The organism is Pseudomonas sp. FG36 (genome assembly GCF_057809275.1).
The window spans coordinates 151,610-170,404 of sequence record NZ_JBMDJQ010000002.1; the positions used below are offsets into that span (position 1 = coordinate 151,610).

22 protein-coding genes, 1 pseudogene and 1 riboswitch are annotated in these 18,795 nt (G+C 64.0%); of the genes and pseudogenes, 12 read left to right on the plus strand and 11 right to left on the minus strand.

What is annotated here, in order from left to right; genetic code table 11:
• Nucleotides 1-125 precede the first annotated feature (125 nt).
• Both ACODS9_RS02780 and hemH read left to right on the plus strand, forming a co-directional pair.
• Nucleotides 126-1,031 carry a TIGR01777 family oxidoreductase gene (locus tag ACODS9_RS02780; protein WP_046857127.1) on the plus strand — a complete coding sequence of 302 codons (906 nt, stop codon included), beginning with the start codon at nucleotides 126-128 and terminating at the stop codon, nucleotides 1,029-1,031.
• 13 nt (nucleotides 1,032-1,044) lie between these two features.
• Nucleotides 1,045-2,058 (plus strand): ferrochelatase, encoded by a 1,014-nt coding sequence (gene hemH, locus ACODS9_RS02785; protein WP_401106483.1) that lies wholly within the window; start codon nucleotides 1,045-1,047, stop codon nucleotides 2,056-2,058.
• A gap of 52 nt (nucleotides 2,059-2,110) precedes the next feature.
• Here the strand turns inward: hemH and ACODS9_RS02790 are convergent, their stop codons facing one another.
• Both ACODS9_RS02790 and upp read right to left on the minus strand, forming a co-directional pair.
• Entirely contained in the window at nucleotides 2,111-3,385 is a 1,275-nt protein-coding gene (locus tag ACODS9_RS02790; RefSeq protein ID WP_038707351.1) for a uracil-xanthine permease family protein, read from the minus strand.
• 2 nt (nucleotides 3,386-3,387) lie between these two features.
• Nucleotides 3,388-4,026, minus strand: a complete 639-nt coding sequence (gene upp / locus ACODS9_RS02795; RefSeq protein ID WP_023630748.1) for a uracil phosphoribosyltransferase — start codon at nucleotides 4,024-4,026, stop codon at nucleotides 3,388-3,390.
• Nucleotides 4,027-4,191: 165 nt separating this feature from the next.
• Between upp and ACODS9_RS02800 the strand changes: the two genes are divergently transcribed.
• The 4 genes from ACODS9_RS02800 to ACODS9_RS02815 all read left to right on the plus strand — a co-directional run bounded on the left by ACODS9_RS02800 (nucleotide 4,192) and on the right by ACODS9_RS02815 (nucleotide 6,157).
• Complete coding sequence (locus ACODS9_RS02800; protein WP_023630749.1) at nucleotides 4,192-4,749, plus strand: hypoxanthine-guanine phosphoribosyltransferase; 558 nt, start codon at nucleotides 4,192-4,194, stop codon at nucleotides 4,747-4,749.
• A gap of 2 nt (nucleotides 4,750-4,751) precedes the next feature.
• Nucleotides 4,752-5,225: a WbuC family cupin fold metalloprotein gene (locus ACODS9_RS02805; protein WP_046857125.1), complete on the plus strand. Its 474-nt coding sequence runs from the start codon at nucleotides 4,752-4,754 to the stop codon at nucleotides 5,223-5,225.
• Nucleotides 5,226-5,325: 100 nt separating this feature from the next.
• Entirely contained in the window at nucleotides 5,326-5,796 is a 471-nt protein-coding gene (locus ACODS9_RS02810) for a hypothetical protein (RefSeq protein ID WP_401106488.1), read from the plus strand.
• 70 nt (nucleotides 5,797-5,866) lie between these two features.
• The gene (locus ACODS9_RS02815; RefSeq protein WP_139668612.1) at nucleotides 5,867-6,157 is read left to right on the plus strand and encodes a PA4642 family protein; all 291 of its coding nucleotides are present in this window, start codon (nucleotides 5,867-5,869) and stop codon (nucleotides 6,155-6,157) included.
• Between the two features lie 76 nt (nucleotides 6,158-6,233).
• Here the strand turns inward: ACODS9_RS02815 and mqo are convergent, their stop codons facing one another.
• Together mqo and ACODS9_RS02825 are read right to left on the minus strand one after the other, a co-directional pair.
• Nucleotides 6,234-7,739: a malate dehydrogenase (quinone) gene (mqo, locus tag ACODS9_RS02820; protein ID WP_198755714.1), complete on the minus strand. Its 1,506-nt coding sequence runs from the start codon at nucleotides 7,737-7,739 to the stop codon at nucleotides 6,234-6,236.
• A gap of 605 nt (nucleotides 7,740-8,344) precedes the next feature.
• Nucleotides 8,345-8,578 carry a hypothetical protein gene (locus ACODS9_RS02825; RefSeq protein ID WP_489093183.1) on the minus strand — a complete coding sequence of 78 codons (234 nt, stop codon included), beginning with the start codon at nucleotides 8,576-8,578 and terminating at the stop codon, nucleotides 8,345-8,347.
• Between the two features lie 143 nt (nucleotides 8,579-8,721).
• Between ACODS9_RS02825 and ACODS9_RS02830 the strand changes: the two genes are divergently transcribed.
• Nucleotides 8,722-9,306, plus strand: coding sequence for a YajG family lipoprotein (locus ACODS9_RS02830; RefSeq protein WP_023630961.1), 585 nt, complete (start codon nucleotides 8,722-8,724; stop codon nucleotides 9,304-9,306).
• 238 nt (nucleotides 9,307-9,544) lie between these two features.
• Here the strand turns inward: ACODS9_RS02830 and ACODS9_RS02835 are convergent, their stop codons facing one another.
• The gene (locus ACODS9_RS02835) at nucleotides 9,545-9,751 is read right to left on the minus strand and encodes a hypothetical protein (protein ID WP_489093184.1); all 207 of its coding nucleotides are present in this window, start codon (nucleotides 9,749-9,751) and stop codon (nucleotides 9,545-9,547) included.
• Between the two features lie 158 nt (nucleotides 9,752-9,909).
• On the opposite strand from ACODS9_RS02835, the gene ACODS9_RS02840 reads away from it, so the two are divergent.
• Nucleotides 9,910-10,170: a hypothetical protein gene (locus ACODS9_RS02840; RefSeq protein WP_023630962.1), complete on the plus strand. Its 261-nt coding sequence runs from the start codon at nucleotides 9,910-9,912 to the stop codon at nucleotides 10,168-10,170.
• Nucleotides 10,171-10,225: 55 nt separating this feature from the next.
• On the opposite strand, the gene ACODS9_RS02845 is transcribed toward ACODS9_RS02840, so the two are convergent.
• The gene (locus ACODS9_RS02845; protein WP_110703086.1) at nucleotides 10,226-11,392 is read right to left on the minus strand and encodes a 1-acyl-sn-glycerol-3-phosphate acyltransferase; all 1,167 of its coding nucleotides are present in this window, start codon (nucleotides 11,390-11,392) and stop codon (nucleotides 10,226-10,228) included.
• Nucleotides 11,393-11,517: 125 nt separating this feature from the next.
• Between ACODS9_RS02845 and ACODS9_RS02850 the strand changes: the two genes are divergently transcribed.
• From ACODS9_RS02850 to ACODS9_RS02860, 3 genes are read left to right on the plus strand one after another with little or no spacing between them, the layout of a single operon-like run.
• A complete protein-coding gene (locus ACODS9_RS02850; protein WP_010225771.1) occupies nucleotides 11,518-11,700 on the plus strand; it encodes a CPXCG motif-containing cysteine-rich protein in 183 nt (60 codons plus the stop codon).
• Nucleotides 11,700-11,960, plus strand: coding sequence for a putative signal transducing protein (locus ACODS9_RS02855; protein WP_023630964.1), 261 nt, complete (start codon nucleotides 11,700-11,702; stop codon nucleotides 11,958-11,960). The genes ACODS9_RS02850 and ACODS9_RS02855 overlap by 1 nt, the downstream gene beginning before the upstream one ends.
• Before the next feature lie 15 nt (nucleotides 11,961-11,975).
• Nucleotides 11,976-12,596, plus strand: coding sequence for an SOS response-associated peptidase (locus ACODS9_RS02860; RefSeq protein WP_367857110.1), 621 nt, complete (start codon nucleotides 11,976-11,978; stop codon nucleotides 12,594-12,596).
• A gap of 92 nt (nucleotides 12,597-12,688) precedes the next feature.
• Here the strand turns inward: ACODS9_RS02860 and ACODS9_RS02865 are convergent, their stop codons facing one another.
• Entirely contained in the window at nucleotides 12,689-13,531 is an 843-nt protein-coding gene (locus ACODS9_RS02865; RefSeq protein ID WP_371919247.1) for a methyl-accepting chemotaxis protein, read from the minus strand.
• 12 nt (nucleotides 13,532-13,543) lie between these two features.
• Nucleotides 13,544-14,830 (minus strand): annotated as a pseudogene (locus tag ACODS9_RS02870) (methyl-accepting chemotaxis protein); the annotation flags it as partial.
• Nucleotides 14,831-14,982: 152 nt separating this feature from the next.
• Between ACODS9_RS02870 and ACODS9_RS02875 the strand changes: the two are divergent.
• Complete coding sequence (locus ACODS9_RS02875) at nucleotides 14,983-15,798, plus strand: M48 family metallopeptidase (RefSeq protein ID WP_023631454.1); 816 nt, start codon at nucleotides 14,983-14,985, stop codon at nucleotides 15,796-15,798.
• A gap of 87 nt (nucleotides 15,799-15,885) precedes the next feature.
• Here ACODS9_RS02875 and ACODS9_RS02880 read toward each other — a convergent pair whose 3' ends face one another.
• The 3 genes from ACODS9_RS02880 to ACODS9_RS02890 form a co-directional block, all read right to left on the minus strand.
• The gene (locus ACODS9_RS02880) at nucleotides 15,886-16,470 is read right to left on the minus strand and encodes a TMEM165/GDT1 family protein (protein ID WP_172670939.1); all 585 of its coding nucleotides are present in this window, start codon (nucleotides 16,468-16,470) and stop codon (nucleotides 15,886-15,888) included.
• 90 nt (nucleotides 16,471-16,560) lie between these two features.
• Nucleotides 16,561-16,682: riboswitch (yybP-ykoY riboswitch) on the minus strand.
• Between the two features lie 38 nt (nucleotides 16,683-16,720).
• Nucleotides 16,721-17,719 carry a methyltransferase gene (locus tag ACODS9_RS02885; protein WP_489093185.1) on the minus strand — a complete coding sequence of 333 codons (999 nt, stop codon included), beginning with the start codon at nucleotides 17,717-17,719 and terminating at the stop codon, nucleotides 16,721-16,723.
• Between the two features lie 44 nt (nucleotides 17,720-17,763).
• Nucleotides 17,764-18,729, minus strand: coding sequence for a 2-hydroxyacid dehydrogenase (locus ACODS9_RS02890; RefSeq protein ID WP_489093186.1), 966 nt, complete (start codon nucleotides 18,727-18,729; stop codon nucleotides 17,764-17,766).
• Nucleotides 18,730-18,795: the final 66 nt, after the last annotated feature.

An 18,795-nucleotide genomic window follows, 5' to 3' on the forward strand; every position in this document is an offset into this window, starting at 1 on the left:
ACAATGTTTGTATAAGGTTATTCCGCTCGATAGGCAGGTGGCCTATGTTTATCCGAGAGCGATCGGTCAAAAAAGTGCCTTGATCTTAAAAATAGACCACGGCCGCCAAGTGTGAGGACACAGCCATGCATATATTGCTGACCGGCGGTACCGGCCTTATCGGCCAACACCTGTGCCAACGGTGGCTAGGCGAGGGCCATCGGCTGACGGTCTGGAGCCGCAGGCCTGAACAGGTGGCGAAAATCTGTGGCACTGGAGTGCGTGGCGTCGCGCGGCTGGACGATATCGCCGAGGACGACCCAGTGGATGCGGTCATCAACCTGGCCGGTGCGCCCATCGCCGATCGGCCCTGGACTGCGGCGCGCCGGACCCTGCTCTGGGCCAGCCGGGTGGCGCTCACCGAGCAGTTGCTAGCCTGGTTGGAGCGCCGCGAACAGCGCCCGCCGGTGCTGATCTCCGGCTCTGCGGTAGGCTGGTACGGGGACGGCGGTGAGCGCGAGCTCACGGAGAGCTCGGCCCCGGTGAAGGAGGACTTCGCCAGCCAGCTGTGCATCGCCTGGGAGGAGACTGCCCTGCGTGCCCAGGCATTGGGGATCCGCGTGGTGCTGGTGCGCACCGGCCTGGTGCTGGCAGCCGATGGCGGCTTTTTGTCGCGCCTGCGCCTGCCCTACAAACTGGGCCTGGGCGGGCCTCTGGGCGATGGCCGGCAGTGGATGCCCTGGGTGCATATCGATGATCAAATCGCCCTGATTGATTTCCTCATGCAGCACAAGGAAGCCAGCGGTCCCTATAATGCCTGCGCGCCGGAGCCGGTGCGCAATCGCGAGTTCGCCAAGCGCCTGGGGCGTACCTTACATCGTCCGGCGTTCATGCCGATGCCGGCGCTGCTGCTCAAGGCCGGGCTCGGCGAGCTGTCGACGCTACTGCTCGGTGGCCAGCGCGCCCGCCCTGTACGCCTGCTGGCGGCGGGCTTCACGTTCCGTTTCAACGATCTGCAATCGGCGTTGGACAACCTGTCCAGCCGCCTCTGACATAGGACGCTGCATGACCGATCATGCCCTGCTGCTGGTCAACCTGGGTTCGCCGGCTTCCACCTCGGTGGCCGACGTGCGCCGTTACCTCAACCAGTTCCTGATGGACCCGTACGTGATCGATCTGCCCTGGCCGGTGCGGCGGTTGCTGGTGTCGCTGATCCTGATCAAGCGGCCGGAGCAGTCGGCCCATGCCTACGGGTCGATCTGGTGGGATGAAGGTTCGCCCTTGGTGGTGCTGACCCGCCGCCTGCGCCAGGCGATGCTCGAGCATTGGCCCCATGGCCCGGTGGAGATCGCCATGCGCTATGGCGAGCCGGCACTGCCTGACGTGCTCGAGCGCCTGGCCGCGCAAGGTGTGCGCAAGGTGACATTGGCACCGCTTTATCCACAGTTCGCCGACAGTACCGTGACTACGGTGGTGGAGCTGGCGAAGCAGACCATCGCCGAGCGCCGGCTGCCCTTGCAGACCCGCGTGCTCCAGCCGTTCTACGAGCATCCCGACTATATCGAGGCATTGGCCGCCAGTGCCCGCCCGTACCTGGAGCAGGACTACGATCACCTGCTGCTTAGCTTCCACGGTTTGCCCGAGCGGCACCTGAAAAAGCTCGACCCCACCGGCAACCATGACTTCCAGGCTGCCGACTGCTGCAAGGACGCCAGCGCCGAGATGCGCGCGGTGTGTTATCGCGGCCAGTGCCTGGCCACGGCCAAGGCGTTCGCGGCGAAGATGGGTATCCCGGAGGGCAAGTGGTCAGTATCGTTCCAGTCGCGTCTGGGTCGGGCCAAGTGGATCGAGCCCTACACCGAAACGCGTCTGGACGAACTGGGCAAGGCGGGAGTAAAGAAGTTGCTGGTGATGTGTCCGGCGTTTGTCGCCGATTGCATCGAGACACTGGAAGAGATCGGCATGCGCGGCAGTGAGCAGTTCGTCGAGGCCGGCGGCAAGGAGCTGGTGCTGGTGCCGTGCCTGAATGACCACCCGGAGTGGGTGAGGGTGCTGGCGGAGATGTGCGAGAAGGCCTGACCAAGTATTCGTGGGAGCAGGTTAGCCCGCTCCCACGAACGCAGCGGCCCGATCAGGGCAACTGATCATCCAGCTTCTTGTTCTTCCAGCCATCATTGCCCGGCAGGATCAGGTTCAGGGCAATGGCCACCACGGCGCACAGGGCGATGCCCTTCAGGCCCCAGTCGTCCGGGCCATCACCGCTGCCGATCAGCACGCCTCCGATACCGAACACCAGGGTCACCGAGACGATCACCAGGTTGCGGGCTTCGGCCAGGTCGATCTTGTGGCGGATCATGGTGTTCATGCCTACCGCGGCGATCGAGCCGAACAACAGGCAGAGAATGCCGCCCATCACCGGCACCGGAATACTCTGCAGCAATGCGCCGAACTTGCCGATGAAGGCCAGGGTGATGGCAAATACCGCCGCCCAGGTCATGATCTTCGGGTTGTAGTTCTTGGTCAGCATCACCGCGCCGGTCACTTCGGCGTAGGTGGTGTTGGGCGGGCCGCCGAACAGGCCGGCTGCCGTGGTGGCCAGGCCGTCACCCAGCAGCGTGCGGTGCAGGCCGGGTTTCTTCAGGTAGTCGCGGCCGGTCACGCTGCCCACCGCAATCACCCCGCCGATGTGTTCGATCGCCGGGGCCAGGGCCACGGGCACGATGAACAGAATGGCCTGCCAGTTGAAGGCCGGCGCGGTAAAGTTGGGCAGTTCCAGCCATGGGGCCGCGGCGATCTTGGCAGTGTCGACCACGCCGAAGGCGAACGACAGGGCGAAGCCCACCAGCACGCCGGAGATGATCGGTACCAGGCGGAAGATGCCTTTGCCGAACACGGCCACGATCAGCGTGGTCAGCAGTGCCGGCATGGAGATCAGCATGGCGGTCTTGTACGGCATCAGCGCAGCACCGTCACCACCCTTGCCCATCGCCATGTTGGCGGCAATCGGCGCCATGGCCAGGCCGATGGAAATGATCACCGGGCCGATGACCACCGGCGGCAGCATGCGGTCGATGAAACCAGTGCCCTTGATCTTCACCATCAGGCCCATGAAGGTGTACACGAAGCCTGCCGCCATGACGCCGCCCATGGTCTCGGCCAGGCCGAACTGGCCCTTGGCGAGGATGATCGGGGTGATGAAAGCGAAGCTCGAGGCCAGGAAAACCGGGACCTGACGGCCTGTGACCAGCTGGAACAGCAGGGTACCGATGCCGGCGGTGAACAGCGCCACGTTGGGGTCGAGGCCGGTGATCAGCGGCATTAGCACCAGCGCGCCGAATGCCACGAAGAGCATCTGCGCGCCCGAAACGACCTGGCGCCAGAGCGGGTCGTTGAAGCCGTCCTGCATGGTCAGGCGTCCTTCTGCTTGGTGCCGAAGATCTTGTCGCCGGCATCACCCAGGCCCGGCACGATGTAGCCGTGCTCGTTGAGGCGCTGGTCGATCGAGGCGGTGTAGATCTGCACGTCCGGGTGGGCTTTTTCCACCACTTCGATGCCTTCGGGCGCCGCGACCAGGACCATGGCGCGGATTTCCTTGCAGCCGGCTTTTTTCAGCAGGTCGATGGTGGCGACCATCGAGTTGCCGGTGGCCAGCATCGGGTCGATGATCAGGGCCAGGCGCTGGTTGATGTCCGGCGCGAGCTTCTCGAGGTAGGTATGGGCCTCGAGGGTTTCTTCGTTGCGGGCCACGCCCACGGCGCTGACTTTGGCGCCGGGGATCAGGCTGAGCACGCCGTCGAGCATGCCGATGCCGGCGCGCAGGATCGGCACCACGGTGATCTTCTTGCCGGCGATTTTCTCGACTTGCACCTTGCCGCACCAGCCGTCGATCTCGTAGGTTTCGAGCGGCAGGTCCTGGGTGGCTTCATAGGTCAGCAGTGCACCGACTTCCTGGGCGAGTTCGCGAAAATTCTTGGTGCTGATATCGGCACGGCGCATCAGGCCGAGCTTGTGGCGGATCAGCGGATGGCGGATCTCACGAGTAGGCATAGGGGGAGGGCTCCGGGAGGCGGGCAAAAAAACCGCGCTAGATTAATCTATTCAGTCTTTGATGTCGTGCAGTCATTGTGCACGTTAGTCCATAAAGGCTTGATCTGGGACGAGCGGATGCGTACCTTTGCCCGCTTTTCCAAAACGCACCCCCTGGAGAGCGCCATGTCCGCCGATCTCGAGCATATCCGTCAAGTGATGCGCGAGGCTGATTGCCTGTACAACGAAGCCGAGGTCGAGGCCGCCATCGCCGAGGTCGGTAAACAGATCTGCAAGGACCTGCACGACAAGAACCCGGTGGTCTTCTGCGTGATGAACGGTGGCCTGATCTTCTCCGGCAAACTGCTGACCCACCTGCAGTTCCCGCTTGAAGCCTCGTACCTGCACGCCACCCGCTACCGCAACACCACCAGCGGAGGTGAGCTGTTCTGGAAGGCCAAGCCGGAAGTGTCGTTCATCGACCGTGACGTGCTGATCGTCGACGATATCCTCGACGAAGGGCACACCCTCAGCGCCATCATCGAGTTCTGCAAGCACGCCGGCGCCCGCGCCGTGCACACCGCAGTGCTGATCGACAAGGACCACGACCGCAAGGCCAGCCCGGACCTGAAGGCCACCTACACCGGTTTGTCATGCGTCGATCGCTACGTCTTCGGCTACGGCATGGACTACAAGGGTTACTGGCGCAACGCCAACGGCCTCTTCGCCGTCAAGGGGATGTGAGCATGCGCCAGCCTGCGTTCCTCGATCAGTCGTTGTTCGTCGGGCTGGCACAAAAGGCCGCCGAGAGTCCGCGTGGCCGCCAACACCACAACTTCCACCAGATGGAAGAGCCCTGCCACCGCATGGCGGTGGGTTTGCAGCCAACTACCTACATCCCACCGCACAGGCACCTGAGTGACGACAAGGCCGAGGTCTTGATCGTCCTGAAAGGGCGCTTGGGTTTGCTGATCTTCGATGATCTGGGACAGGTCACCGACAAACGTGTGCTGCAAGCGGGCGGCGAGTGTCTTGGGGTCGACCTGGTGCCTGGCACCTACCATGGCCTGGTGGTGCTCGAGGCCGACAGCGTCATGTTCGAGTGCAAGGCCGGGCCGTACCGGCCGGTGGGCGAGGGGGAGCATGCTCATTGGGCGCCGCGTGAAGGTGAAGCGGCCGTTGCCGAGTATCACGCCTGGATGCGCGCGCAGTTCGATTAAACTTGCGCCCAATCTTGAGCCCGCTCCCTCACCTCAGGACCGGGCTTGCTCCGCGACAGGGCCTGTGCGTAGAGTGCCTGCTCATGCCAAGGAGCCCCACATGCGTGCGATCGTCCCCCTCCTGCTGGCGGTGAGCCTGCCGCTTGCCGCCGCGCCGCTGCACAGCCAGTTCCTCCCGCCCGACGACCTCTCACTGCGCCAGGAAGCACCGGTCAGCCAGCAACTGCTGCAGGTCACCGACTACAGCGTGGTGGTCGGCACCCAGCGCCAGTCCGACCAGCAGCCGATCCCGATCACCTCTTCCTTGCAGGTGCGCCTGAAGGGCAAGCCGCTGAGCAAGGGCTCGACCATCGGCCAGGTCCTGCTCAATTTCGACGGCGAGGGCGGCAAGAGCCTGAAGAAACCGGTGTACGACGACAAGACCCGCACGCTGACGCTCAACTATCCGTTGGCCGACTACCGGGTGATCATCGACCTGCTGCGTAACGAGACGCTCTACGTACAGTTCCTCACCTATGGCAACGGCCATATCTGGGCCGACCTGCACACCGGCACCGTACGTACGCGTTGAGGCTCGCCGTCGCCGGGGGGTAAACTGCCGGCCTTCGAAAATGTCCGTGATGGTCCAGTTGGAGTCGGCGATGCGTAAAGACAAGAAACAAGTGATTGGTGACGAGATCAGTGACGAGTACATCAAGACGTTCCTGCAGTTCGAACCGGCCGATGGCCTGACCTCGCCTTCGCATCACAAGCTGATCAAAGGCTACCGTGGTCTGCGCGTCGACGACTTCGAGCGTTACGTCGGTTTCTTCGTGGCGGCCGGCTACGATCTGGACGGCAAGGACGAACATGGCAAGACCTTCGCCGAGGCGATCGCCGACCAGCGCAATGCGCCGGAGTACATCGAGATCATCGACAACGCCCGCGGCTGATCTGGCTGGCCCGCTTTGCGGGCTCGGCCCAGGCACAAAAAAACGCCCCGAGGGGCGTTTTTTCGTTTCAGCCGGATCAGGCGTAATGCTTGGCCGGGCTGCTTTCCACCAGCTCCAGCGCCACATCGTTTTCAGCGCTGATCTTGTGGTAAAGGGCCGCGTCGGCGGCCAGGGTCTTCTCGCGGGCGGGGAAGATTTCCTTGAGCTTGGCGGCCCAGGCGCCCTTGGCCTGCTCTGGGAAGCAGCGCTCAATCAGCTCGAGCATGATCGACACGGTCACCGATGCGCCCGGCGATGCGCCCAGCAGGGCAGCCAGGCTGCCGTCCTCGGCGGAGACCAGCTCGGTGCCGAACTGCAGGATGCCGCCTTTCTTCGGATCCTTCTTGATGATCTGCACCCGCTGGCCGGCCACTTCCAGGCGCCAGTCCTCGGCTTTCGCCTCCGGGTAGAAGCGGCGCAGCGATTCCAGGCGCTGCTCCATCGACTGCATCACTTCGCTGACCAGGTACTTGGTCAGGTCCATGTTGTCACGGGCCACGGCCAGCATCGGGCCGATGTTACCCATGCGCACCGACAGCGGCAGGTCCATGAACGAGCCGTGCTTGAGGAACTTGGTGGTGAAGCCGGCGTATGGCCCGAACAGCAGCGATTTCTTGCCGTCGACCACGCGGGTGTCCAGGTGCGGCACCGACATCGGCGGGGCGCCGACCGCGGCCTGGCTGTAGACCTTGGCCTGGTGCTGCTTGACGATTTCCGGGTTGTCGCAACGCAGCCACTGGCCGCTGACCGGGAAGCCGCCGAAGCCCTTGCTTTCCGGGATGCCGGACACCTGCAGCAGCGGCAGGGCGGCGCCACCGGCACCGAGGAAGACGAAGCGGGCGTCCACTTCACGGCTGCCGCCGCTGTTGACGTCCTTGATGCTCACGGTCCAGCCGCTGCCGTTGCGGCGCAGGCCGACGACCTTCTTGCTGTACTTGACCTGGGCATCGGGCGAGTCGCCAAGCAGCTTGAGGAGCTTGTTGGTGAGGGCGCCGAAGTTGACGTCGGTACCTTTCATCACGCGGGTGGCGGCGATGTGCTGGTCGGCCGGGCGGCCTGGCATCATCAGCGGCATCCAGTCCTTCATCACGGCCTTGTCTTCGGTGTATTCCATCTCGGCGAAGGCGTGGTGCTGCTTGAGCAGCTCGAAACGCTTCTTGAGGAACGAGACACCCTTGTCACCTTCGACGTAGCTCAGGTGCGGCACCGGGTTGATGAAGGCGCGCGGCGAGCCGAAGTTGCCTTTGCGGCTCAGGTAGGCCCAGAACTGGCGCGAAACCTCGAACTGGGTGTTGATGTGCACGGCCTTCTTGATGTCGATGCTGCCATCGGCGGCCTGTGGGGTGTAATTGAGCTCGCACAGGCCGGCATGGCCGGTACCGGCGTTGTTCCAGGGGTTGGAACTCTCCGCGGCTCCGGAGTCCATCGCCTCGACGACCTCGAGCTTCAGGGTCGGGTCGAGCTCCTTGAGCAGTACGGCCAGGGTGGCACTCATGATGCCCGCGCCTACCAGTACCACATCAACCGATTCGTTCTGCGCCATTAACGCGTCTCCACAATCTACAGCACCTAATTGACAGCATAGGATCCCTGGGTTGGCCAGGATCGCCATGTCCGACTCTTCGCAGTTCTTGCAACTTCCGCGGACACCGCCAATCAGTCTTGGGTGTTCGGCTATTGAACGCCCATTGCCACGGGTGCGGCAATTCGACTTATGGTCAAGTGGTCCGTCGTGCGTTATGGACCGGCCTCAGGCGTTCATCAGGGATGAGCGCTTTTGCCGTCTGTTCAGGGCTGTTCGGTACACATCTGCCGCTCTTGCACATGCCAGACTGTTCATTTGCTCGCCACACTCTCGTGAAGTTGTGAAAAACCGTTTTTTCACGCTCTTTTGGAGTCGTGAACCTCAAAAGTGGACTGCGCGATGGCAACCCGCAGGTTCATGCGCAGCGGACGGCCGGAAACAGCAGGCACGACAGCCAATGCAAGACCTGAGTGGAAGGCTCTCTGTGGGCGAAGCGTCGAGGGTGCCGGGTTGAAGCGGCGAATGCGGGGCCCGATCAGGAGACGTCCTTATAATCGGGGGGAGATTATAACGATGTCGCGGGCGGAAAGGGCGTACTTGTTGGGTTTTTATTGCAGCGTTTGTCAGGCTGCGAGGGTGCGTTGCTGCCAACGGCGCGTTGCACCGTCGCAAACCCGGGCGCTGGCCGGTAGCGGGCGGCCCAGCCAGGCCAGTCGCGCTTCGCTGACCTGCACCCAGGTGCCGTTGCCCGGCGGTGTGGCGCAGTGCTTGAAGGCCAGGCAGGTGCCATCGCTGTCGAGGCGGGCGTAGGTGGCGTGGCGCGGGCGGTGGAAGAACAGGGTCCAGAGCGAGGCCATGACGTGGCGTCCTGTGAGTGAGGGCTGACGCAAGGATAAACGCAGGGGCATGAAACGATTGTGACAAGCGGGCCGGGCGATGGCTGGCGTGTGGCGCGCTAGGTATACTGTGGGCCTTTGCCGCTTTTTCTGGAGAAATGCGCATGTTGCAACGTCTGTTGGTCGGTTTGTTCGCGGTGGCCAGCCTGAGCCTGGCCGGTTGTGCCCACAGCCCGCAGCAACTCAGCCCGCAACCCAAGCTCACCCAGCAGTTGGCCCCGGTCGGCCACGGCCAGCCGGTGGTAGTCAGGGTCGTCGACGGGCGCGCCTCGCAGTCGCTCGGCACCCGTGGTGGCATGTACCCCGAGACCAGCACCATCACCGTCAATGGCAATGACGTGGTGCCCAAGCTGCAGGCACAGGCCGAGGCGGCGGTACGCCTGCTGGGCTTCACCCCGACGCCGAATGCCGGCAATGCCCCGCAGTTGACCGTGACCCTGGCCGAGCTCAAGTACCAGTCGCCCAAGGACAAGATGTACGTGACCGAGGCGACCATCGGTGCCACCTTCCGCGCTGATGTGTCCAACGCCAACCGTCGCTACAGCGGCCGTTACGGTGCGTCGCTGGATCAGCGCTTCGGCATGGCGCCGAACCAGGAAACCAACACCAAGCTGGTGAGTGACGTGCTCAGCGATGCCCTGACCCGCCTGTTCAAGGACCCGACCGTCGGTCAGGTACTGGGCGAGTAAGCACGCCGATACCGCTTAAAAAAGCCCGCTGCCTGGGATCAGGCAGCGGGCTTTTTCATGGCTGTATCTAGTGTGGTGTTTCACAAATAACGACCATAACTCGCGGTGCTTTTTGCGCTCATGCGGCGTTGTCGCTCCTCGCCGTAGCTGGGCTACGACTCGTCGCGACGCCTTGCCTGAGCGCAGAAATCACTCGCGAGTTATTGGTCGTATTTGCAAAACACCACACTAGGACCGCTCAGGCGGCCCGGACGTGAAAGTCCAGCAGGCTGATGCCAGTGTGCGGGTCGATCTCCGGCAGGTCGTCGTGGGCATGCCCGCCCAGGGCGCAATACACCAGCCACTGACGGTCTTGAACGTTGATCGCGAAGCCGTCGATCAGCGCCTGTTGTTCGTCGCTCTGGGCCACGAGGTAGAGGCGGTCCTGGTTTTCGGCGTGCAGCATGACAAGCTCCGGTCAGTTGAAGGCCGACAGGGTGGCCTGTCTTGATGACGAGCGTGTGACAGGTGAAATTAGATGACAGCTGGTCGCAAAGTGGCGGTGGTCGATGTGGGCTTGGGTAGAATGCCGGGCTTTGCCACACGTGATACCGAGGTCGCGTAATGTCGTTGCAAGTGCTCTGGGGCTTCCTGGCCGCCCATCCGGCCAAGCTGATCAATCTGCTGGCTTTGCTGATTACCTGCCCCGGCGGGCTGCTGCTGCACGGCGCCCGACGCCGCGAGGCGCTTGCGAGGGAAAGCCTGGCGATGGATGAAGGGGTGGTGGACGTGCTCGAGCAGCGGGTGCCGCGCTATTACTACATCCTCGGTTTCTGCTGCCTGGCGATGGCGTTGCTGCTGTCCTGGTTCAGTACCTGGATCTGAGTAGTCGATAACTGATTTATGGGAGCGGGCAAACCCGCTCCCATAAAACGTCTCGTCAGACCGATGCCGGCTGACGCTTCACCTGATACTGATTGCGCACCGGCGTCGCGTACTGCTGCACCAGGTACGGCTGCTGCTCGACCGGGCAGGCATCCAGCCGGCGCTGCCATTCTTCCTTGGCCTTGGCCAGTTCATCGGCGGGGAACAGCTTTTCCGCGCTCGGCACTTCGAGTGCCGCATCCTTCTCCGCCCACATCGCATAGGCCAGGTAATGCACCGGGAACAGCCGGTAGCCGCCGAGGATCTGCCGGTCGATGGCCTGCGCCAGCTGCTTGGTGTCCTCGTGGTACTCGGTCACCGGGGGGGCGAAGTTGATGTGTACCCGCCCTTTGTAGCCGGTGATGCCCTGGGCAATGCTGTTGTCGTCCTCGCCGGGGGCCTTCTTGTAGGTGCCGGTGGTGGCGCGGATGTACAGCTCGCGGGCCTTGGCCTGGTCGCAGGGGTCGTACTCGTAGCTGATCGACACGGGGATCAGGTTCAGGCTCTGGATCACCGCGCCGAACGGTTCGTCCTTGCGGCTCATGTGGAACATTTTCAGGATCGCCGAATCGGTGCGGTCGTCACCGTCCTTGGCGCGGCCTTCGGCCTGGGCGATCCATATCGACGCGCCATCGTTGCGGATCGAGTGGTTGATGTAGGCCGAGAGCAGTTGATAGGCGGCCAGTTTCTCGCGGCGGCCGCTGATCGAACGGTGCACGATGAAACTCTTGTTCAGGCGCATCATGTCGCTGACGAACGGCTTTTGCAGCAGGTTGTCGCCGATGGCGATGCGCGGTGTCGGCAGGCCGGCGTGGTACACCGCGTAGTTGACGAAGGCCGGGTCCATCACGATGTCACGGTGGTTGGCCAGGAACAGGTAGGCGGTACCGGACTTGAGCTGTTCGACGCCGCTGTAGGTGACGCCGTCGGTGGCGCGGTCGATGGTGCGGTCGACGTAGTACTCGACCTTGTCCTGCAGCGTGGATACGCAGGTCACGCCGGCAAATTCCTTGCGTAGGCGCCGGGCGATCAGTGGTTTGAGCAGCCAGCCGAAGGCACCCGCCGCGCGCGGAAAGCGGAAGTGGGTGAGGATATCGAGGAATGCCGGGTCGCTGAGCAGGCGTGCCAGCACAGCAGGGACCTCAGCGTCGTCGTACGGTCGGATGGCATCGAATTCGCCCATCATGCTCTCTTGTTGGAAACGGCTAGGGTAATTAGGTAGGGGCGGGCTCCGAAAAACGGCTCGGACGCACACAGGCCCTGTAAACAGACCGGCAATTATACGCACAAGTCACTCCGGAGGCCGCGATGCTGGAAACTGCGATCTACGATTGCCCTTACTGTGGCGAGGAAGTCGAAACCACGGTGGACTTGTCCGGCGGCGACCAGGAGTACATCGAGGACTGCCAGGTGTGCTGCAAGCCCATTCGCTTCGTGCTGCAGGTCCATGGTGAGGAGTGGATGCTCGATGTCTACGGTGAGAACGACTGATGCGGCGAATCTATGAACCGGAAAGCCTGCTGGAGGCCCAGGTACTGGTGGGCATGCTGGCCAGCGAAGGCATCGAGGTGCACCTGGTCGGGCGCGACCTGATGGGCGCCGTGGGTGAGTTGCCGATGCACGGCTTGCTCGGCCTGGCGGTGCCCGACGAGCAGGCCGGGTACGCACGGCAGCTGATCGATGAGTACAATGCCGCCCAGCCGCTTGCCGGTGACGAACCGGAGAGTTATCCCGGAACCCTGATCTGCTAGGTTTTGATTTCGCCCATGTGTGGACGCTACGCCCTGTTTCGCTGGTCCCAGAGTTTCGCCGGCCTGCCGGGCTTCCCCCCGGGCCAGAAGGCCCAATGGAACATTGCGCCCGGCGCCTCGGTACTGATTCAGCGCCAGATCGACGGCCAGCTGCAGCTGGCCAGCGCTCGCTGGGGGCTGACTCCGGCCTGGCTCACCGACCTTTCCCGCACACCGGCACAGGCCCGTGCCGAAACCCTGGCCGAGCAGCCGATGTTCCGCGAGCCCCTGCGCCAGCGCCGTTGCCTGATGCCCGCCAATGGCTTCTACGAGTGGCGCGGCACGGCGCGCAAGCGCCCGTACTGGGTAACGCCGGGGGAGGGCGCGTCGCTGTTCTTCGCCGCGGTGTGGGAGGTCTACCCGGTGCAGGAACAAGAGTGGCTGAGTTGCGCGGTGGTCACGCAAGCGGCGATGAACCAGCGTCGGCCGCTGATTCTGGACGAGGCCGAGCAGGCGCTGTGGCTGGACCCCGACACGCCGATGGCAAAACTGCACGAGCTGCTGGCCAAGCCGCCGACGGCACTGCGTGAGCGGGCGCTGGCACATTTCGTCAACGACCCGAAACTCGATGGGCCGGAGTGCCTGACCCCCGCCTGACGGCTTAAGCTGCAAGCTGTGAGTTGCAAGCGGCAAGTCAAAGCGGTTTGTGCTCGGCTTTGACTTGTCGCTATACAGTTGCGGCTTGAAGCTCAGACCCTGAATTGATTGATCAGGCGGCGCTGCTGCTCCGCCAGCTTGGTCAGCTCGGCGCTGGCCTGGCTCGACTCGTCGGCACCGCCCGCCACTTCGCCGGCCACCTGACCAATGTTGATCACGTTGCGGTTGATGTCCTCGGCCACGGCACTCTGTTCCTCGGCGGCACTGGCGATCTGGGTGTTCATGTCGTTGATCACCGACACCGCCTGGGTGATGCTTTCCAGCGCCTCGGCGGCGCGGCTGGCCTGCAGCACGCTGTCGTCGGTCTTGCCCTGGCTGTCTTCCATCACCTTGACCACTTCGCGGGTGCCCTGCTGCAACTGCTGGATCATCTGCTGGATTTCTTCGGTGGCCTGCTGGGTCTTCTGCGCCAGGTTGCGCACCTCGTCGGCGACCACGGCGAAGCCACGGCCCTGCTCGCCGGCGCGGGCCGCCTCGATGGCGGCGTTGAGCGCCAGCAGGTTGGTCTGCTCGGCAATGGCGCGGATGGCCACGAGGATGGCATTGATGTTTTCGCTGTCGCGGGCCAGGTCCTGGACCACGGTGACTGCGCGGCCGATCTCGCTGGCCAGGGCGCTGATGGCGCTGGAAGTGTCGCGCACGATTTCCAGGCCCTGGTTGGCGGCGCGGTCGGCCGCGCTGGCAGCCTGGGCCGCTTGCGTGGCGTTGCGCGCCACATCCTGGGCGGTAGCGGTCATTTCATGCACGGCGGTGGCCACCTGGTCGATCTCGGCCATCTGCTTGTGCACGCCCTGGTTGGTTCGGATGGCGATGTCGGCGGTGTGCTCGGACGAGTCGCTGACCTTCTGCACCGAACCCACCACCTGGCTGATCATGGCCTGCAACTTGGCCAGGAAGGTATTGAAGCCCTTGGCGATGGCACCCAGTTCGTCGGCGCGGTCGCTGTGCAGGCGACGGGTCAGGTCGCCTTCGCCCTGGGCGATGTCGTCGAGCATCGCCACCATCTGCTTGAGCGGGCGGGCGATGCCCTGGGCCAGCAACCAGATCACCAGCAGGCCAAGGGCGGCGATGCCGAGGCCAACGAGGGTCATGCCAGTGATATCGGTACGACGTTGTTCGGCCAGGTCCTTCTGCAGCTGTTTGACCTCAGCCATCACGGCGCTCAGCGGCAGTTCCAGCAGCAGTGTCCAGCGCGCGTCGGTGTTGGCGACCTTGAACGGCAGGTACAGCTCGATGCGATCCTTGCCGGCGTCCACTTCGTAGTGCAGGGTTTCGCCGCTCAGGCTCTTGAGGGTGCCGGCTTCGTCGCTGTCCAGCACATCGCTGGCCTTCTCGCCGAATTTCGCCGGGTCACGGGTATAGGCCACCAGGCGGCCGTTGCTGGAAACCAGCGCCAGCTCGCCGGCGCCATCGTACAGCTGGCGATCGGCGGCATTGAGCAGGTCCTGGATGAAGTTCACCGACAGGTCGGCACCGGCCATGCCCTGGAACTGGCCATCGACCATGATCGGTTCGACGAACGACGCCAGCATGACCATCTTGTCGCCCACTTTATAAGGCGCGGGATCGATCACGCAGGCCTTCTTCGACTCCTTGGGGCACAGGTAGTACTCGCTGGCGCGCACGCCGGTGGCGAGCACCGTGCGGTCGTCGACATCGGCCAGCTTGTCCTGGCCAAGGCTGCCGTCGCCATTGCGGAACCACCAGGGCAGGAAGCGGCCGTTGGCGCTGTCGATACCCACCAGGCTGCTGCCGACGTAGCGGGCATCGGCGTGGTCGAGGGCGTTCGGCTCCCAGCCAAGGTAAGCACCGAGCACGCTCGGGTTGACCTCCACGGTGCGCTTGAGCTGGTTGATCAGGTGCTCGCGGTCGACCCGCATCAGCGGTTGGCCGTCGCTTCCCTGCATGCCGAGCATGGCGTTGCCGGTGGCCAGGCCGCGGGCGATCGACAGCGGGGCTTCGAGGCCGCGCTGGATCTCGCTGACCTGGGTACGCGCCAGGGCGGTGAGGCGCTGCTCGATGACGTTTTCGAACTGTTGCTGGGTGCGCTGTTGCACCAGGGCCTGGGTGCGTTGCCCGGAGTAGACGGCGTACAGCACCAGGGCCGCGACAATGCTAAGCACGATGGCACCGGCCAGGGCGGCCACGGAAAACTGGATCGACTTGAACTTCATGGCAAAGCTCCGCGCGCAAGGAGGTCGTTACCGAGTGTTATCGGCGGGCTAATACCAAAGCATGAGGACCTTGTCAGAAATCTTACCTGCGGCTCTGGCAGGGGCGGGCGTCTGGGCCTAGGATACGCGGCACGTAAAAAGGGAGTGTTTTCATGCGTAAGTCATTCGTTGTCAGCATGCTGACGGTCGGCGTCCTGCTCGGCGGCTGCCAGGCGGTCAATACCACCAGTGGTGGTGCCGTGGGCGTCCAGCGCCAGCAATACATGTTCAGCATGCTTTCGACCGATGAGGTCAACAAGATGTACGCCCAGTCCTACCAGCAGACCCTCGGCGAGGCGTCGAGCAAGGGCGTGCTGGACAAGAGCAGCAATGATGCCAAGCGCGTGCAGGCCATCGCCAAGCGCCTGATCGCCCAGGCGCCACAGTTCCGGCCGGATGCCGCGCAGTGGAACTGGGAAGTCAACGTGATCAAGAGCGACGAACTCAACGCCAACTGCGGCCCGGGCGGCAAGATCATCGTCTACACCGGGCTGATCGATCAGCTGCAACTGACCGACGCCGAGATCGCCGCGGTGGTGGGCCATGAAATCGCCCACGCCCTGCGCGAGCACAGCCGTGAAGCGATGTCCAAGGCCTACGGCGTGGAAATGGCCCGCCAGGGGGCCGGCGCGATCTTCGGTCTGGGTCAGGACAGCATGGCCATGGCCGACACCGTGGTGAACTACGCCATGACCCTGCCCAACAGCCGGGCCAACGAGAACGAAGCCGACCTGATCGGCCTCGAACTGTCGGCCCGTGCCGGCTATGACCCGAACGCCGCGATCACCCTGTGGAACAAGATGAGCAAGGCGTCCGAAGGCGCGCCGCCAGAGTTCATGAGCACCCACCCGGCTTCGAGCAGCCGTATTGCTTCGTTGCAGGCGGCGATTCCGAAGGTGATGCCGCTGTATCAGGCGGCCAAGAAGTAAAAGCAGCTTCAAGCTTCAAGCTTCAAGCGGCAAGTAAGGACGCATCTGCTCTTTCTTGCCGCTTGTAGCTTGCCACTTGCCGCTGCGTCACCCTATCCAGCCACTGGTCTTCATCGCCGAATACACCGCGACGATGGCCAGCACGATGAACGCGGTCGCCGCCAGGCGACGGATCAGCGTCAGCGGCAGTTTCTCCGCCGCGAAGTTGCCCGCCAGCACCACCGGCACGTTGGCGATCAGCATGCCCAGGGTGGTGCCGATGATCACCATGATCAGGTGCGGATACTGGGCGGCCAGCATCACCGTGGCCACTTGGGTCTTGTCGCCGATTTCGGCGAGGAAGAAGGCGATCAGCGTGGTCACGAATGGCCCGAATCGTCGTGCATTGCTGGTTTCTTCATCGTCCATCTTGTCCGGCACCAGGGTCCACAAGGCGGTGGCGGTGAAGCTCGCGGCGAGGATCCAGTGCAGTACCGACTCGGTGAAGAAGCTGCTGACCCAGGCGCCGACCGCGCCAGCGGCGGCATGGTTGGCCAGCGTCGCGGCGACGATCCCGGCAATGATCGGCCAGGGCTTGCGGAAACGGGCGGCGAGGATGAGCGCGAGCAATTGCGTCTTGTCGCCGATTTCGGCAAGCGCGACGATCGCGGTAGGGACGAGCAATGATTCCAGCATCAGGATTCCTACGGGGGCGGGTCGACACGGCTATGACACGTACGACCTCCCCGCCCCGGGTAAGGTGTGCGTGTCATAGGTCTTGTCAAACCCTGGACCTGTCTGCGCAGATCGTGGGTCGCACGCGCCATGGCCTGTGGGCCAAGTGTGTTGACGCGTACCGGGCGAGCTGGGTGCTCGCGGGAGACTACTCCCCTAGGACGGAGCGGATTCTGCCTAGGCGAATCGCTTTCGGCAAGCCCTGTTTTTATCCATGTGTTGCGCGGTAGATGCGAAAACCTTGTGCTTCGGCACGGATCTCACAGTTGCCCAGGGCGCCTTCGATGAGCGGTTGGTAGCGAAGGAAGCTGTTGGCTACCAAGCGGATTTCACCGCCTTTTCGCAGATGTTCCCTGGATTTTTTCAACAGGTTTTCCGAAGCATGGTAGTCGGTGTGTACACCGGTATGGAACGGAGGATTGCTCAGGATGACGTCCAGGCCGGTGGGGGCCGCATCGATCCCGTCACCGCTGATCACCTCGCCTTCCAGACCATTGGCGGCCAGGGTCAGGCGACTGGCCGCGACCGCGAAGGCGTCGACATCGAGCAAGGTGACCTGGCTCTGTGGATAGCGACGCTTGATCGTGGCCCCGAGCACCCCGGCACCGCAGCCGAAGTCCAGGACATGGCCGCTCGGCAGGCCGCCGAGGTGTTCCAGGAGCAGGGCCGTGCCTTTGTCCAGGCGCCCATGGCTGAACACGCCGGGCAGGCTGATCACCTGCAGCGGGCCATCTTCGAGCGGTAGTTCGAAGCGTTCGGCCAGGCTTTCCAGAGGCTTGGCCTCGGGCGCGTTGTCCACGGTCACCTGCCATAGCTGGCAGTGGCGGGCGCTGTCGAGCTTGCGTGGCCGGCCGAAGGCCTGCAATTGCTTGGCCGCGCCCTCGACGCCACCGCGTTTCTCCCCCACCAGGTACAGCGTGCGACCGGCAAGGCGCGAGGCCAGGGCGTTGAGCAGGTAGGCTGCCAACTCGCGTGACTTGGGCAGGAACAGCACGGCGGCGTCGAAGGCTACCTCGGGAACCCCGACACCGTAGTGACTGCGCCCGGCGAAGCGGCTCTTGAGCACGGCCTGGTCGCCGGCATGCCAGGTCCAGCCGTGGGCCCCTGGCAACTGGCCGAGCAGGCCATCGGCCTGGGCGCCGGCGACCAGCAGTGGGCCTTGGAACAGCTCTGCCTGGCGGAGCAACACTTCACTGCGCGGGTCCATGGACGACGCCTCCTGAAAAAGTGGCGCAGTGTACCAGAGGCGGGTCAGCCGACCACGCGTCGCGGCTGCCCGGCGAAGTAGGCCTGGGCGTTCTCGGCCAGCTGGCCGACGATGCGCTGGCGCGACTCCACCGCGCCCCAGGCACTGTGCGGGGTGATGATCAGGCGGGGGATATCCGCCGCCAGCAGCGGGTTGCCGTTGACCGGCGGTTCGACGCTCAGCACATCGGTAGCTGCGCCGCCCAGGTGGCCACCGCGCAGGGTGTCGGCCAGGGCTTGTTCGTCAATCAGCCCGCCGCGGGCGGTGTTGACCACCAGCGCGCCGGGCTTGAGCAGCGCCAGCTCACGGGCACCGATCATGTGCCGGGTCTGCTCGTTGAGCGGGCAGTGCAGGGTCAGGGCATCGACCTGTGGCAGCAATTCGTGCAGTGGCAGGCGATCGGCCCGGGGTGGCCGGCCGGGGATCTGCCCGCTCAGCACGCGCATGCCGAAGGCCTCGGCCAGGCGCGCCACCGCGCCGCCCAGTTCGCCATGGCCGAGCAGGCCGAGGGTTTTGCCTTCCAATTCGACGATGGGGAAATCCAGCAGGCAGAACTGGCTAGCCTTGGCCCATTGCCCGGCCTTCACCGCCTGGTCGTAGTCGCACAGGCGCGTGGCCAGGGCCAGCAGCAGGGCCAGGGTGTGCTGGGCCACCGACGGCGTGCCGTAGCCCTGGCAGTTGCTTACGGTGACGCCCTGGGCACGGGCGGCGGCCAGGTCGACATTGTTGGTGCCGGTGGCAGCCACCAGGATCAGCTCGAGTTGCGGGTTGGCGGCGAGCGTGGCGGCATCGAGCATCACTTTGTTGCTGATGACGGCCACGGCACCTTGCAGGCGTTCAGCGACCTGCTCCGGGCGGGTCGTGGCATGCAGTTGCAACGTGTCGAACTGGGCATGCAAGGGCGAAAGGTTGAGGTCACCCAGGTCCAGTGACTGGTGATCGAGAAACACGGCGCGACGTGGGCTGGACATCAGGGGCTCCGGTGGCAGGGCAGGATGGGCTCGGCGCAGTGTCCGGCCCGGCGCCGCCGCTCGTCA